The organism is Stenotrophomonas sp. INTA L402-1 (assembly GCF_059295135.1).
Map to the genome: position 1 here is coordinate 40,865 of NZ_JCAFWP010000033.1, position 14,930 is coordinate 55,794.

Sequence of the window (14,930 nt, forward strand, 5' to 3'; positions counted from 1 at the left end):
CTCCGGTCAGGAATCCAGCAGGTGGTCGATCCGCTCCAGGTTCACCGCGAGCTGCTGCTGGCGGTCCGGATTGGCGTGGCAGAGCAGCACGAACAGGAAATCGAGCAGCGCGTGCATGGCGCTACGGTACAGCAGCTGCGCGACCTGCGGCGTGCGGTCGTGCGCACACACCACCAGCGTTGCATCAGCATGCGCGCGCAGCGGGTTGGCGGTGTGGCGGGTGATGGAAATCACCTTGCCACCCATGTCCTGGAACTGGCGCGACAGCTGCGAAAGCTGGGGCAGGTTGCCGAACTCGGAGAACACCAGCAGTGCATCACCGGGGCGCGCGGCCGACAGGTTGGCCAGCATCAGGATCGGGTCGGTATGCGGCACCACCAGCAGGCCGAGCAGCGACAATCGCATGGCGAACTCACGCGCGTACAGGCCGTCGTCACCCAGGCCGTACACGAACAGCTTCGGCGCGCCGTCGAGCAGCTGCACGATGCGCTCGATTTCCCCGCGCGGGTTGGCCTGGCGGGTTTCCTCTTCGGCTTGTGCCTTGCTGCGGCGCAGGGCCTCGCCCAATCGCAGGTAGTCATCGCCGCTGTCGGGTTCGCTGGGCGCCTGCTGCGGGTCGGCACCGGCGCGAGCCACATCCTGGCCGATCGAGTACTTCAGGTCCGGGTAGCCCTTGAAGCCGAGCTTCTGGCTGAACTTCACCACGCTGGACTGGCTGATGCCCAGCGCGCTGGCCAGCTGTTGGGACGAGTAGTCGCGCAGCAGGTGGGCGTTGTCGAGAATGAAGTCGGCGATGCGACGCTCGATGGCCGACATCTGCCCGCGCTCGGAACGGATCTTCAGCAGGGGCGGCATGCGGGGAGTCCGGGCATGTGTAGGCGCATTGCGGTTGGCAGCGTAGAGCGTGTCATGGAATGGGCCGGGCGGGTGCCAGACGCGAGGGGGGTACGGGGTAGAGCAGAAGCAGGAGCATCCACGCATGGCATGGATTTACTGGGTGCAGCTGTTGCTTTGGACGTTGAGTCCGCCTTGTAGCGAGCCGAGCACCGCAGGTCCGGCGAGGGCGAAGAGGCGCGGGTGTCTGAGCGCAGCGAGTTCCGCGCCGTCCCTCGACGGACCGAGGAGCGCAGGGCACCGACGTGCGCAGCACGTCGGCTCGCGGCTGGCGGAGCGTTTCTTTTGGTTACTTTTCTTTTCGCGAAAAGAAAAGTAACGCCCGACCCAAAGTCAGTTGTACGCCAGGCCAGCCGCAAGGCAGAGATCAACCCAGCATCTCCAGCCCACGCACTTCGGTGATGCCCAGCCCCGGCACGTCGCTGATGCTGATCTCCGATTCGTTGAAGTGCACGCCGCCACTGACCGGGTCGAACTGGCCCAGCGAGGGGCCGTCGAGGTCGACCTTGGTGATCACATCGCTCTTGGCCACCGCCAGGTGCACCGCCGCGGCCACGCTGATGCTGGACTCGATCATGCAGCCGATCATGCAGGGCACACCGTAGATACCGGCGATGTCGGCGATGCGGATCGCGTTGGACAGGCCGCCGGTCTTCATCAGCTTGATGTTGATGATGTCGGCTGCGCGCTGCTGGATCAGGTCCATCACCTGGCTCGGGCTGAACACGCTTTCGTCGGCCATCACCGGCGTGTTGACGCGGTCGGTCACGTACTTCAGGCCACTGATGTCGGCGGCCTTCACCGGCTGCTCCAGCAGCTCGAGCACCACGCCCGCTTCCTCCAGCGTGCGCATGGCATGCACCGCCTGCTTGGCGGTCCAGCCCTGGTTGGCATCCAGCCGAAGCAGGGCGCGGCCTTCCACGGCGGCGTGGATTGCCTTGACCCGTTCGATGTCCAGACCGATGTCCTTGCCGACCTTGATCTTCAGCGACTCGAAGCCGCGCTCGATCGCTGACAGCGAGTCGGCCACCATCTTGTCGATGTAGTCCACGCTGATGGTGATGTCAGTGGTGATCACCGGGTCGCCGCCGCCCAGCATCTGGTACAGCGGCGCGCCATGCAGCTGTGCCCACAGGTCGTACAGCGCGATCTCCACCGCCGCCTTGGCGCTGGTGTTGCGCTCCATCGCGGTCTGCACCAGACCGCATAGGCGATTGAGGTTGGCCACGTCTTGGCCGATCAGGCGCGGCGCGATGAAGTGTCGGATCGCTTCGATGATCGAGCCGTGGGTATCACCGGTGATCACCGCGGTGGCCGGCGCTTCGCCGTAGCCGGTGTGGCCGGTGTCGGTGCGGATCAGCACCACTACGTCTTCCACGGTTTCCACCGTGCGCAGGGCGGTCTTGAACGGTGTTTTAAGCGGCACGCGCAGCATGCCCAGTTCGATGGCAGTGATCTTCATTCAGGGGGTCTTGGCACGCAGGCGTTGGATGTTGGTGATGCGGTCGATGTAGCGGACGCTGTCGCTGGCCATCATCGGCTCCAGCGGGGTGACCGAAACACCATTGAGATGGGCCTGCACACGCTTGCCGTCAGCACCGAACCAGCTGCCGCCCGCCGTATCGTGGATCACCCAGGTGCGGCCGTCGACGTGGCCGATGGCCATCATCACGTGGCCGGGGATGTAGACCAGATCGCCCACCTGCAGATCGGTGACGGCGCGGTCGCGCACGGCCTTGCCGTCCTTGCCGGTGAATGGCACGCGGTCCAGCGCCGGGCTGACCGCCTGCGCGCTGGTATTGCGCGGTAGGAGCACGCCGAAGCTGCGGTAGATCTCGGAAACGAAACCGCTGCAGTCGCGGGTGTCGTAGTCGTGGCCCCAACCGTAGCGCTCGCCGAGGAACTTGAAGGCCTGCTGCAGCAGCAGGCGTGGGGTCAGCGGCAGGTAGTCGGCGGCGGTGTCCTGCGAGCGCGGCAGCAGCGCCGGTACCAGTTTCAACCGGCCATCGGCCTCGCGTACCGGCAGCTGAACCACCCACGCGGCGTGCGCCTGCTGGCCGTTCACCGGCTCTGACGCCGGCCAGTCGGCCAGCACCGGCAGCCGCACGCCCATGTCCAGCTGCAGGCGCGAGACGCGTGGTTCTTCCGGGGTGTAGGCAGTCTGCGCGGTGGCGCCGGTGATGATCCGGTACGGTCCCTTCGCGCCGTAGCCGAGCACCGTGGCCTTGTCGCCGCTGGCGATCGCATCGGCCTCGATCCATGCGCTGTAGCGTTCGCTGTGCACGAACAACCAGCGGCCGTCGGCACTGCGATGGACCACGGCAACCTTGTCGCCGGGGAACAGCGCCGACTCCTGGAAGCGATCGATGTCGGCGTCGCCGACGCTGCTGAAGACGCGTTGGCGGGTGGGGAAGGTGCGCAGCGCCGCGCGCTTCACCACCAGCCCATATTGCGGTGTCGTCTGCGCGGGAATGGACTGCAGGCCCAGATTGGCTTCGGTCGCGCTGCGCAGTGCCGGCGCAATGGCCTGGCCCTTGTCGTTGTACAGAGTGCGGGTGGGCCAGCTCGACAGCGAGGTGATGCTGGCGCGCACCGCCGCCGCATCAAGCTGCGCGGGCAGTGCGGCGATGTCCTGGATGTGGCTGTCCTGTGACCGCATCCGTGCGTTCTGTGCCTCGATCTGGCTGCGGTCCAGGATCGGCACATCGGCGTTGTCCAGGCGCGCGGCCCAGTACTGGGGGGTGAGGTAGGCCTCGTGCAGGCCGATCACATAGGGCAGCGGCGCGCCGGGATCAGGCGTCGGGGAAGCGAGTGCGAAGGCCGGTGCGGCCAGCAGGCACAGGGCCAGGGTCAACCGGCGCGGCCAGTGCCGGCGCGGTTCGCGGGAAGCCAGGATCATGCGCTGCACACCCTCCTCGAATGCCTTTAGGAATATTTATTCCTTTCGGCGTCGAAAGCAAGAATAAATTATTGACCGGTCCCCCGGCCCGTGTTACACAGCCGTTACCACCCGCGCTTGGGAAGTGTCGCTGTGGATCCTGCCGTTCGCAAACTGCGTCTGCCTGCTGCTGCCGGCCTGAGTGCCGCGCTGCTGCTGTGCGCGTGGTCGGCGGGAGCGGAGCCGCCCCCCTCGGCCATCCAGTTCGCGCGCGTCGTGCAGATGATCGACGCGGGACGGTTCTTTGAAGCTCACAGCGAACTGAACACCTGGTCGGCCGCCGACGCGGCGGAGCCTGGCGTCAGTTTCGACGACATCGCGTTCCAGGAAGAACGCATGCGCCGCATCCGCCTGGATTTTTCCCTCGACGAAACCGCCGCCAAGTCTGCCGTGCGCCGCTGGATTCCCGACCTGACCGACGAGGAATTCGCGCGCTGGGATCAGCTCGGCCTGATTGAGCATCTCGACATCGATGGCACGCGTTGGTATTTCAAGCGCGCACCGTCGAACCTGTTCCTGCTCAGCGATGAGGCACGCGCACGCCGCCGCGCGGATGCACCGATGTCGCCGCCGGGCCCGAACGAGGTGCTCAACGCGCACCACGCGCGCGTGCTTGCCGCAGCGGAACAAAGTGGCCGAGCGTCGGTACTGCCGCAGCGCATTGAATTCACCCAGTCGCTCACGGTCAAGGCCGATGCGGTACCGGCGGGGGAAACGGTTCGTGCCTGGATTCCATATCCGCGCGAAATTCCTGGCCAACAGGAACGCGTGCAGTGGCTGGGCAGCACCCCCGGCAGGGCGCGCGTGGCACCAGCCAGCACCCTGCAGCGCACCGCCTATCTGGAAGCCAAGGCGGTGGCGGGGCAGCCGACGCGCTTCGAGGTCCGCTACGCGGTCACGATCCTGGCCCGGCATACCGCGATCGATCCGGCCAAGGTGCAGCCGACACCGGCCGATCCGGCGCTGAAACCCTACCTGGCCGAGCAGCCGCCGCACGTGCGATTCACGCCGGCACTGAAGCTGTTCTCCGACCAGGTGCTGCAGGGGGAAACCCGCCCGTATGAAGTGGTGCGCAAGCTGTTTGCTGCTGTGGATCGCATTCCATGGGCCGGTGCGCGCGAATACTCCACGCTCAGCAACATCAGCGATTACGCGCTGCGTGCCGGACATGCCGACTGCGGCCAGCAGACGCTGTTGCTGATCGCGCTGCTGCGCATGAACGGCATTCCCGCGCGCTGGCAGTCGGGCATGGTGTTCTCCGACGATGGCAGCGGCTACAACAACCTGCATGACTGGGGGCAGGTCTACCTGGCGCCGTATGGCTGGCTGCCAATGGACGTGACCACAGGCGCGCTGGCCAGCGACGTGCCGGCCCTGCGCGATTTCTACCTGGGTGGCCTCGACGGCTACCGCATCGCCTTCAACGACGATTTCGGCCAGCGCTTCGCGCCGGCCAAGCAGCACTTCCGCTCGGAAACGGTCGACTCGCAGCGCGGCGAGGCCGAGTGGGCAGGCGGCAACCTGTACTTCGACCAATGGAGCTACGACTTCCAGTGGCGGGTACTGCCAGCCGGGCAACGCTAGCGCGACACATCGCATTCCACACCATTCAATTCTTGCAGGAGAGAGCAGGGGATGAAGGCTTACAGCATCAAGCGGGCGGCGTTGTGCGTCGCCCTTGGGGCGTGTCTGGGCATGATCGCGCCCAGCGCATTCGCACAGGATGGTTCGGTGGTTGGCCGGCTGGTCACCGATTCGGGCCAGCGCCTGGACGCCGCCACGGTAACCGTGCGCAATCCGGCTACCGGTTTCTCGCGTTCGGTGAAGGCCGACGCCAACGGCAGCTACCGCATTCCACAGTTGCCGGTAGGCACCTACACGCTGGAGGTCGCGGTGGCTGGCGGTACGCCGGCGCAGGTGGGTGAAGTGACGGTGTCGCTTGGCAACGCCACCACGGTCAATGTGCCCGTCTCTGGCATCAGCACGCTGGGTGCCGTGCAGGTGCGCGCGCCGCAGGTCATCTCGATGGTCGACGTGACCTCCACCGATTCGTCCATGAATCTCAGCCGCCAGGACATCGAGCGGCTGCCGGTTGACCAGGACCTGAAATCGGTGGCAATGCTGGCCCCGGGCGTGGTCTCGGGCAAAGGCTCGCTGGGTGCGCAGGGCATCTCCTTCGGTGGTTCGTCGGTGGCCGAGAACGCGGTCTACATCGATGGCCTGAACGTGACCGACTTCTACAACCGCGTCGGCTTCTCATCGGCGCCGTTCGCGTTCTTCCAGGAATTCCAGGTGAAGACCGGTGGCTACTCGGTGGAGTTCGGCCGTACCACCGGCGGCGTGATCAACGCTGCGACCCGCTCGGGCAGCAACGATTTCCACGCCGGCGTCGAGTACACCTTCGAGCCGCGTGCCTGGCAGTCCAGCAAGAACGATCACTACACCGCTGACGGCACGCCGTACATCATCGGCAGCCAGGACAAGCACACCACCAACCGGCTCAACGTGTGGGGTTCGGGTGCACTGGTACAGGACCGCCTGTTCTTCTTCGGCATGTACGAGATCCGCGACAACCGCGCCCAGTACACCAACAACGATGGCAACGTCTTCAACCAGGGCAGCACCAACGATCCGTTCTGGGGCGGCAAGCTGGACTGGCAGATCAACGACAACCACCGCCTGTCGCTGATGGGATTCTCGGACAAGGACAACTGGGCCTACGACGTCTACGGCTTCGACCTGGCCAAGGGCGAGCCCACTGCCAAGACCAACGAGATCTACACCACCAACGGCGGCAAGAACTGGGCCGCCTCCTACAACGGCCAGCTCACCGAAGGCCTGTCGGTGCGTGCGATGTACGGCAAGAACCAGCGCTATGCGTCGCAGCGCAGCATGACCGACCTGGAATGCAACCGTGTGGTGGCAGAGAGCGGACTGGCTCCGGCAGGCGTACCGCTGGGCTGCACCACCAACTCCACCGTGCAGTCGCGCGTGGATGACCGCGAGCAGGCGCGCCTGGATTTCGAGTGGCAGCTGGGCGCCCATCTGCTGCGCTTCGGTGTGGATCACGAGAAGAACGTGTCCACCTATGACCGCTATTATCCGGGCCCCGGTGCGTTCTACTACAACGTCTACAAGACCACTCCGGGTTCGATCCTGGAGAACGGCGGCGTGGTACCAGCGGGCACTACCGCCTACGTGCGCGCGCGGCGCAATGAAGTAGGGGGGGAGTTCGAGAGCACCAATTCGGCGTACTACCTGGAAGACAACTGGTCGGTCACCGACAACCTGCTGCTGAACCTCGGCATCCGCATGGAGACCTTCGACAACAAGGATGCCGAAGGTCGCAGCTACATCAAGATGGACAACATGTGGGCGCCGCGTGCCGGCTTCGCCTGGGACATCAAGGGCGATGGCGCGATGAAGCTGTTCGGCAACATCGGTCGTTACTACCTGCCGGTGGCCAACGTGATCAACATCAAGCAGGCCGGTGGGCTGCTTGATGAGCGCACCTATTATGCTTTCAACGGCTGGGACATCCGCGAGATCAACGGTAGCCGCTACGCCGTGCCGCGCACCGGTGCGCAGATCGGACCGGTGGACAACTCGCAGGGGGATGGCACCGTGGGTGACCTGCGCTCGGAAGTGGACCGTGACATGGATCCGGTCTACCAGGATGAACTGATTCTGGGCTTCCAGCAGATGCTCAACGAGCGTTGGTCCTATGGGGTGCGTGGCATCTACCGCAAGCTGCACAACGCCATCGATGACATGCACATCACAGCCAGCGCGCAGTGCGGCAATGCCGAAGTGGGCTGGGTGATGGCCAACCCGGGGAGGAAGGTCACCGTTTGGGGGGATACCAACTGCGACGGGACCTCCGATGGCTGGCTGACCGTGGACACCAGCAAGGAAGGTTTTGCCCAGTACGATGACCAGGGCAACTACATCGGCCAGATCGGCTGGGACAAGCCGCGTCGCGACTACAAGGCACTGGAACTGCAGCTGGACCGTGGCTGGGACGGCAAGTGGGCGATGAATGCCTCGTACACATTGGCCTATGGGCGCGGCAACGCCGAGGGACCGGTCAATTCCGATACCGATTTCGCCGATACCGGCCGCACCGAGAACTTCGATGATCCATGGGTCAACCGTGGGGGCTATGGCTACCTGGCCAACGATCGTCGCCATCAGTTCAAGCTGCGCGGCAGCTATGCAATCACCGAGAACCTGCTGGTCGGCGCCACGCTTGATGCCCGTTCCGGCGGTCCGATCACGGGGTTTGGCGTGGGTAACCCCAGCGGCAACACCAAGCCCTTCCACAGCTACTACATCTGCGTGCAGAACTGCACCTCCAGTGTTCCTTCCGAGCGTGTCTACGAGCATTCCCCGCGCGGAGGCTACGGGCGCATGCCGTGGACCTACGAACTGGGTGCGAACATCACCTGGAACAAGCAGTTCGGCGAGGCCGACCTGAAGGTCAAGCTGTCCATCTACAACCTGACCAACCAGCAGAAGAAGATGTCGGTGGACCAGGAGAAGGAAAACGCCATTGGTCACATCAGCGATACCTTCCTGTGGCCGACCAGCTTCCAGTCGCCGCGCTATGCGCAGCTGACCGTAAGCCTGAACTATTGAGGCACGATCCGCGCCGTCCCAATGGGCGGCGCGGGTACTGGGTCGCACCGGTGAGGAACACCCATGCATCATCTGCTGATCCTCGCAGCCGCATTGGCCGCACCCTCCGCATCGGCGACCGACACCGCCTCCCTCGATGCCGATGTCGCCGCCGTGGTCCGGGCCGAGCATCTCCCCGGGCTGGCCATGGCGGTGATCGAGAACGGGCGCGTGGTCTATCGCCATGCGGAAGGGGCGCGCGGTGATGGCGCCCGCATTGACGAGGACACGCTGTTCAAGATCGCCTCCAACAGCAAGGCGATGACCGCGGCGCTGCTGGCGAGGCTGGTGCAACAGGGCAAGCTGCGCTGGGACGATCCAGTGCAGCGGCACCTGCCCGGTTTCCGCATGCATGACGCATGGGTGGGCCGGCAGATGCAGGTGCGCGATCTGCTGATCCACAACAGCGGTCTCGGCCTGGGCGCTGGCGACCTGATGCTGTGGCCGGAACCGAACACGTTCACCCGCGCCGACATCATTGCCGGACTGGCGCACTTGAAGCCGGTCAGCAGCTTCCGCAGCCACTATGCCTACGACAACCTGATGTACGTGGTGGCCGGCGAAGTGGCCGCTGCGGCGGGTGGCAAATCGTACGACCAGTTGATGCGCGAGCAGGTGTTTGAACCACTCGGCATGACGCGCTGCCAGGTGGGGGCCTGGTCGGTGAAGCGCGTAGGCAACGTCGCGCAGCCACATGCCTGGCGTCGTGATCGCAATGAGGTGGTGAACGCTGACGGTGCCATCAGCCCGGACCTGCCGTCCATGGCTGCCGGAGGCATCCGCTGTTCGCTGCGCGACATGACGCGCTGGATGCAGGTACTGCTTGATCCTGCCGTGGTGCCGGATTGGTTGGACAGTGAACAGCGCCGCACGTTGTGGACATTACACATGCCGATGCCGCTGGGTGAGCGCCAGCGGCGCTGGGACAACGCGCATTTTTACGGCTACGGCTATGGCTGGCGCGTTTCTGACATGGATGGGCAGTGGAAGGTGGCACACACCGGCACGCTGTCAGGGATGTACTCGTCGCTGGCGCTGCTGCCCGACCGCAAGGTGGGTGTGGTGATGCTGATCAATGGCGAAGGCGAGGATGCGCGTACCGCGTTGATGCAGGCCGCGCTGAAGCGCTTCACCGCAGCGGACGATGCGCGGCCTGCGATGGAGTACCTGGCCGAATTGAAGGCAGACCAGGCAACGCGGGCGGCGACCGGCCATTCGCGGCCGTCCACCGTTGCGGCGCAGGAGACGAGCCGCACGGATCTGCCGCACTGGCAGGGCCGTTACCGCGATCCGTGGCTGGGCCCGGCCTCACTGTGCCCGGGCGCGGACGGCCTGCGCTTCAGCGTGGACAAGTCGCCCCGGCTGCAGGCCACGGTGCTGCAGTTGCAGGGGCGTTGGCTGCTGCGCTGGGATACGCTGGGCGAAGACGCACAGGCCTGGCTGCAGCCCGGTGACGGTGCACCGCCCACACTGGACCTGCGTGCCATCGACCCGGACATCGACTTCAGCTATGACTTCCAGGACTTGCATTTCACTCGTACTGGCGACTGCCCTGGCAGCGAGCGCCAGCGCCGCTGAGCCGCCGCGTGTTTCGCCGGCCACTGATGCCGCCAGCGCCGGATTAGTGGAGATCCGCACGTTGTCGCCAGGCATTGAGATGGACATCCGCTACGCCGGCGCCAACAACTTCACCGGCGCGCGCGTGCCGGGTTACGAGGCCCCCTCGTGCTACCTGCTGGCGCCGGTGGCGAAGGCACTGGCACAGGTGGAACAGGACCTGCGCGCGGATGGCTTTGGCCTGCGCCTCTACGACTGCTACCGGCCGGTGCGCTCGGTGCAGGCCTTCATGGCCTGGGTGAACGATCCGCGCGAGCGCTCGCGCAAGGCTTTGCAGTACCCGGATCTGGACAAGCCACGGCTGCTGACCGACGGCTACATCGCCGAGCGCTCCGGCCACAGTCGCGGTGCCACGGTGGATCTGGGGCTGCTGGATTGCGGCAGTGGTGCATGTAGGCCGATGGACATGGGTACCGACTTCGATTTCTTCGGGCCACGCGCGCATACGCAGACGAGCGGGCTGAGCGCTGCGCAGCAGGCGAACCGCAAGCAGCTGGTGCAGGCGATGGCACGCCGTGGTTTCGTCAACTATCCGCAGGAGTGGTGGCACTACACCCTGCAGCCCGAACCGGACCCGGGCACCGCATACGACGTCCCCGTGCGGTAGGGACATCGGCAGAGGGCGCCGCTGTTGGTAGGTGTCGACCTTGGTCGACACGGTAGATCCACGCCATGCGTGGACGCCTTTCGTTCAATCATCGGAGTACTCGATTTCGATGGAGATTTCGTCCACGCATGGCGTGGATCTACCAGAAACCGGATTGGCGCGATGGCGCGCAGCAGGGCGCCGCCCTGCCGATACCCTTACACTGGCCGCCATCCCACCGTTGCCCACCCGATGAACCTTCCCCTGCACTTTGGCCTGCTCGGTACCCTCGAAGCGGGCGCCATCGCCCTGCTGGTCGGGCTGCTGGTGTACTTCCTGTGGTCGCAGCTGTGCCGGCTGCTGCACTGGACGGTCGGCCACGCCATCGGCTGGTCGTGTGTCATCGCCGTGATCATCTCCGCCGGCATCGATGCCTGGAAGCTGTTCTACATGGGCATCGTGCGCCTGGAGTCGCCCCTGTATGCGCGCCTGTTCCTCGCCACCATCCACGATCCGAACGAACTCGGCAGCCGCGTGGTGCTGGAAATCGCCGGTGCGCTTGCCGGTGTTGCCCTCGGCTGGGTGATGTTCAGTTCGCGGTCATCGGCGCAGAACGTCGACTGACGCAGGTTTTTCGTTGGTTGCCGGTTAAATCAGCCAGCGCTGAATGCGCAGCTTATGAGCCACTCACTTCGTGCTAACCACCGCGCTAAAGCATGCGCCTAGGCGAGTGGTTAATCGTGCGTGTTGACGCCGGTCGCGAGGCAAAATCGATTCAGAAACGCGGTGGCAGGGTAGGTGCCGTGCGGAGACAACACGCCGCGCAACACCACCCAATTGGTAGGAGACACCCCTGATGACTATTCGCAACCGCAAGCCCCTGATCGCCCTGATCGTCGCCGCCGGCAGCGTGCTGGCCATTCCGGCGATGGCCCAGTCGGCCAAGCAGCAGGCCGCGCAGGCACAGAACGAGGCCGCGCAGGCGCAGCAGTCGGCGGCACAGGCAGGGCAGGCGGCTGACCAGGCGACCAACGCGGCCGCAGCGGCTTCGGCACAGGCCAATGGCGGTGGCCAGACCTGGGCCAGCATCGATACCGATGGCAACGGCACCATCAGCAAGACCGAGGCGCAGGTGAACGCAGGCCTGGCCCAGGTGTTCGACCAGGCCGATACCAACAAGGACGGCGAGCTGAGCGCCGATGAGTACAAGGCCTACGTGGCCGCCCAGCAGGCTGGTGCAGGTGCCGGCGCGGCGCAGGGCCGCTGATCCACGCCTGATTCGGGAAGACCGGTGCATGGGGACCCGGGCGGCTGCGGCCGCCCGGGTTTTTATCGTCATCAGCACCCCTGTATCCTTGTAGGATGAACACCCCCACGCCTGCGCCGTCGCGCGCCATCGGCCTGGTCGGTTTTGACGGTGACGATACGCTGTGGAAGAGCGAGGACTACTACCGCAAGGCCGAGCAGGATTATCTTGACCTGCTGTCGCGCTACGTCGACGTGCATGACACGCAGACCGCGCGCCACCTGCTGGAAGTGCAGCAGCGCCACCTGGGCACCTTCGGTTACGGCGTGAAGAGCATGACGCTGTCGATGATCGAAGCGGCCATCGACATCACCGGCCAGCGCATCGAGGCCAAGGACATCCAGCGCATCCTGGACATCGGCCACGACACCCTGCGCCACCCGGTCGAACTGATCGACGGTGTGCGCGAAGCGGTGGCGGCCATCGCCGAGCACTACCCGGTGGTGCTGATCACCAAGGGCGACCTGTTCCACCAGGAAGCGAAGATCAAGGTGGCCAACCTGGCCGAGCTGTTCCCGCGCATCGAGATCGTCTCCGAGAAGGACCCGGAGACCTACGCCCGCGTGCTGGCCGAGTTTGACCTGCCGATGCAGCGCTTCGTGATGGTCGGCAACTCGCTGCGCTCGGACATCGAGCCGGTGGTGACCCTGGGTGGCTGGGGCGTGCATACCCCGTACGCGGTGACCTGGGCCCACGAGACCCAGCACGGCGTGGCCGACGACGAACCGCGCATGGTCACTGCCGATACCGCCCATGATTGGCCGGCCGCACTGGCCGCGATCGAGGCCAAGGCGGCTGCGGCGGCCTGACAGGACCCGGCGGCTGCGGCAGAATCGTGGCATGAACGTCCGACTGCGCGCGCTGTTGTTGTCCCTGCTGCTGGTGCCGGCCACCGTGCTGGCCCAGCAGACCGCCGAGCGTTCGGCGGCCTACACGGTGGAAACCGGTGACCGTTGGGTCGATGCCCAGCTGCAGGACATCAACCACTACGCCGAACGCTACCCCGACGCCTTCCTCGACGAGGTGTCGCGCTATGCCGGCGTACCGCGCGGCTACATCAGCGCGCTGTTCACCACCCATGGCTGGCAGGCCGGGGATATCTACTTCGCCTGCTTCTGGGCCAAGGCCAGCGGCCAGACCTGCCGCGACAGCGTGCGCGCCTTCAGCCAGGACCCGGAGGGCGGCTGGGAGGCGGTGGTGAAGCGCATGCCGGCCAAGCCGGACAACCTGCACTACCGCGCGCTGCGCCACGCCATCGTGGCCAGCTACCAGCACTGGGACCGGCCGATCACCCTGGATGCCACCCTGAGGCGCCAGCTCAAGCGGTAGTGCCGGCCGCTGGCCGGCAACTGCACCCTTCCAGGCATCCCGAGGTTGCCGGCCAGCGGCCGGCACTACCGATTTCCTTCATGTTGCTCTGCATATCGCCGCGGCCCCGCGCTCCGGCGACAATACGGGTTCGAGCTGTTCCCCGTTCCCGTAATCGAGTGACTGATGAGCGCCTCTTTCGTTTCGCCTGATGTGATCCGCCGCCTGTTCGCGCAGGCCATGTCCCGCATGTACCGCACCGAAGTGCCGCTGTACGGCACGCTGGTGGAACTGGTGGAGCGGATCAACGCGCAGGTGCTTGACCAGGACCCTGCGCTGGCCGCGCAGCTGCAGCGCAACGACGAGCGCGCGCGCCTGGATGAAGAGCGCCACGGCGCGATCCGGGTCGGCACCGTGCAGGAACTGGCCACGCTGCGCCGCCTGTTCGCGGTGATGGGCATGTACCCGGTGGGCTACTACGACCTGTCGGTGGCTGGCGTGCCGGTGCACTCCACCGCGTTCCGTCCGCTCACCGGCGCCGCGCTGGCGCAGAACCCGTTCCGCGTGTTCACCTCGCTGCTGCGCCTGGAGCTGATCGAAGACGAAGCGCTGCGTGCCGAATCGGCGAAGATCCTTGCGCGCCGCCGCATCTTTACCGACGGCGCGCTGGCGCTGATCGACCAGGCTGAGCGTGACGGCGGGCTGTCGCAGGCCGATGCCGGGCGCTTTGTCGACGAAGCCTTGGAAACCTTCCGCTGGCATGGCGATGCCACCGTCGATCTGCCGACCTACCATGCGCTGCACAACGCGCATCGCCTGGTGGCCGACGTGGTCAGTTTCCGTGGCCCGCACATCAACCATCTGACGCCGCGTACGCTGGATATCGATGCTGCGCAGGCCGCGATGATCGAACACGGCATGGCCGCCAAGGCGGTGATCGAAGGCCCGCCGCGCCGTGCCTGCCCGATCCTGCTGCGCCAGACCAGCTTCAAGGCACTGGAAGAAGCCGTGCATTTCCCGGACAGCGAAGGGGGCGATGCCGGCACCCACACCGCGCGCTTCGGCGAGATCGAACAGCGTGGCCTTGCGCTGACCCCGAAGGGCCGCGCGCTGTACGACCAGCTGCTGTCGCAGGCACGCGATGCCGGTGGCGAAGGCAGCACCGGCGGCGACTACGGCCAGCGCCTGCAGGCGGTGTTCGCCAGCTTCCCGGATGACCATGACACGCTGCGCCAGGAAGGCCTGGGCTATTACCGCTACCAGCTGACCGATGCCGGCCGCGCCGCGCCGGAGCGCGTGGCCGATCTGCCCGCCGAAGTGCTGGTGGCCGCCGGCCTGGCCACCGCCGACCCGATCGTCTACGAGGATTTCCTGCCGGTCAGTGCCGCGGGGATCTTCCAGTCGAACCTGGGCGGTGAAGAACAGCGTGCGTATGCCGCACACGCCAACCGCGAAGCCTTCGAGCAGGCGCTGGGCGTGGCGGTGAATGACGAGTTCGAGATCTACGAGCGGCTGCAGGCCGAATCGCTGGCGGCGCTGCGCACCGCGTGAAGGTAGAGCCGGCCGCTGGCCGGCTGTTCTGGGGCTGTCTCTTATACACATCT

12 protein-coding genes are annotated in these 14,930 nt (G+C 65.7%); 9 read left to right on the top strand and 3 right to left on the bottom strand.

Annotation, left to right across the window (positions count from 1 at the left end; genetic code table 11):
* Positions 1 to 6: 6 nt before the first annotated feature.
* The 3 genes from AC5O77_RS17040 to AC5O77_RS17050 form a co-directional block, all read right to left on the bottom strand.
* Positions 7 to 855 carry a MurR/RpiR family transcriptional regulator gene (locus AC5O77_RS17040; RefSeq protein ID WP_107432958.1) on the bottom strand — a complete coding sequence of 283 codons (849 nt, stop codon included), beginning with the start codon at positions 853 to 855 and terminating at the stop codon, positions 7 to 9.
* Positions 856 to 1,261: 406 nt separating this feature from the next.
* Entirely contained in the window at positions 1,262 to 2,356 is a 1,095-nt protein-coding gene (locus AC5O77_RS17045) for a dipeptide epimerase (protein WP_032130035.1), read from the bottom strand.
* Positions 2,357 to 3,793 carry an SH3 domain-containing protein gene (locus tag AC5O77_RS17050; protein ID WP_478058084.1) on the bottom strand — a complete coding sequence of 479 codons (1,437 nt, stop codon included), beginning with the start codon at positions 3,791 to 3,793 and terminating at the stop codon, positions 2,357 to 2,359.
* 132 nt (positions 3,794 to 3,925) lie between these two features.
* Between AC5O77_RS17050 and AC5O77_RS17055 the strand changes: the two genes are divergently transcribed.
* The 9 genes from AC5O77_RS17055 (at position 3,926) to hglS (ending at position 14,877) form a co-directional block, all read left to right on the top strand.
* On the top strand, positions 3,926 to 5,416 hold the full coding sequence (locus AC5O77_RS17055; RefSeq protein ID WP_478058083.1) for a transglutaminase-like domain-containing protein: 1,491 nt from the start codon (positions 3,926 to 3,928) through the stop codon (positions 5,414 to 5,416).
* 51 nt (positions 5,417 to 5,467) lie between these two features.
* Positions 5,468 to 8,470 (top strand): TonB-dependent receptor, encoded by a 3,003-nt coding sequence (locus tag AC5O77_RS17060; RefSeq protein ID WP_478058082.1) that lies wholly within the window; start codon positions 5,468 to 5,470, stop codon positions 8,468 to 8,470.
* Positions 8,471 to 8,533: 63 nt separating this feature from the next.
* On the top strand, positions 8,534 to 10,087 hold the full coding sequence (locus tag AC5O77_RS17065) for a serine hydrolase domain-containing protein (protein ID WP_478058081.1): 1,554 nt from the start codon (positions 8,534 to 8,536) through the stop codon (positions 10,085 to 10,087).
* The gene (locus AC5O77_RS17070; RefSeq protein WP_478058080.1) at positions 10,020 to 10,733 is read left to right on the top strand and encodes a M15 family metallopeptidase; all 714 of its coding nucleotides are present in this window, start codon (positions 10,020 to 10,022) and stop codon (positions 10,731 to 10,733) included. Before AC5O77_RS17065 ends, AC5O77_RS17070 begins: the two co-directional genes overlap by 68 nt.
* 231 nt (positions 10,734 to 10,964) lie before the next feature.
* Positions 10,965 to 11,336: a hypothetical protein gene (locus AC5O77_RS17075; protein ID WP_012509861.1), complete on the top strand. Its 372-nt coding sequence runs from the start codon at positions 10,965 to 10,967 to the stop codon at positions 11,334 to 11,336.
* A 232-nt stretch (positions 11,337 to 11,568) separates the two neighbouring features.
* Positions 11,569 to 11,979 (top strand): EF-hand domain-containing protein, encoded by a 411-nt coding sequence (locus tag AC5O77_RS17080; protein ID WP_004139214.1) that lies wholly within the window; start codon positions 11,569 to 11,571, stop codon positions 11,977 to 11,979.
* Positions 11,980 to 12,074: 95 nt separating this feature from the next.
* Positions 12,075 to 12,827: an HAD family hydrolase gene (locus tag AC5O77_RS17085; protein ID WP_049412263.1), complete on the top strand. Its 753-nt coding sequence runs from the start codon at positions 12,075 to 12,077 to the stop codon at positions 12,825 to 12,827.
* Positions 12,828 to 12,858: 31 nt separating this feature from the next.
* The gene (locus tag AC5O77_RS17090) at positions 12,859 to 13,347 is read left to right on the top strand and encodes a hypothetical protein (protein ID WP_478058079.1); all 489 of its coding nucleotides are present in this window, start codon (positions 12,859 to 12,861) and stop codon (positions 13,345 to 13,347) included.
* A 165-nt stretch (positions 13,348 to 13,512) separates the two neighbouring features.
* Positions 13,513 to 14,877 carry a 2-oxoadipate dioxygenase/decarboxylase HglS gene (hglS, locus tag AC5O77_RS17095; protein WP_293796367.1) on the top strand — a complete coding sequence of 455 codons (1,365 nt, stop codon included), beginning with the start codon at positions 13,513 to 13,515 and terminating at the stop codon, positions 14,875 to 14,877.
* Positions 14,878 to 14,930 lie beyond the last annotated feature (53 nt).